The following is a 940-nucleotide window of genomic DNA, read 5'->3' as shown; positions in this document are numbered from 1 at the left end:
CTTGGGCCGGTGGTCAGGCATGAAGAGGGCGTTCAAGATCATGTTGTGACGCAGGACCTGAACACCCTCTTGACCGCACTGTACGTGAAGATCGATGACGAGATCGGAGCGACCCGGTGGCTGGGCAGACCACCGCGGCTGAGCGACTCCGAGCTCGTCTGCCTCGCGGTCGCCCAGGCCGTGCTGGGCTTCCACTCGGAGGCCCGATGGCTGCGCTTCGCCCGCAAGCACCTGTCCGGCATGTTCCCCTACCTTCCTCAGCAATCGGGCTACAACAAACGCCTGCGCGCGGCGCTGCCGCTGCTCAAACGCGTCATCCGGGAACTTGCCGCCGACACGGCCTTCTGGTTCGACACCGTGTGGATCACCGACTCCACCCCGGTGGAGTGCGGCCGATCCCGGCCGACCGTCAAGCGCTCGAACCTGGCCGGCTGGGCGGGCTACGGCTACTGCCGCTCGCACAGCCGCTTCTACTGGGGCCTGCGGCTGTTCCTGGTCTGCACCCCGGCCGGCATGCCGATCACCTGGTCGCTGGCCAGCCCGAAGATCGACGAACGCGAAGTCCTGGCCGCGATGCTCGACCGCGAGCCGCGCCTGGCCCGCGACCGGCCAGGGCTGCTGCTGATCGCGGACAAGGGCTTCGCCTCCAAGGAGTTCGAGGCCGACCTGGCCAGGCAGGGTGTCACCTTGCTGCGGCCCTCGTTCAAGCGGGAGAAGTCCCGGCCGGGCGAGCCGCTGCTGAAGTCGGTCCGTCAGCTCATCGAGTCCGTGAACGACACCCTCAAGGGACAGCTCGGGCTGGAGCAGCACGGCGGCCGGACCTTCGAGGGCGTGGCCGTCCGCGTCGCCCAGCGAGTCCTGGCGATGGCCACCGCGATCTGGCACAACCACCACACCGACGCCCCATCACCAGGTCGCTGATCGCCTTCGATCACTGATC

At 68.0% G+C, this 940-nt stretch carries 1 pseudogene; it reads left to right on the top strand.

The annotated features are described in order from the left end of the window. Positions 1-45: 45 nt before the first annotated feature. Positions 46-938 (top strand): annotated as a pseudogene (locus ACTWQJ_RS51820) (IS982 family transposase). Positions 939-940 lie beyond the last annotated feature (2 nt).

Origin of the sequence: Streptomyces sp. KR55, from assembly GCF_052245645.1 — a bacterium.
GTDB classification, from domain to species: Bacteria; Actinomycetota; Actinomycetes; order Streptomycetales; family Streptomycetaceae; genus Streptomyces; species Streptomyces flavusporus.
Note: the sequence above shows the minus strand (reverse complement) of the source record. Positions and strands in the feature narration are given on the sequence as shown.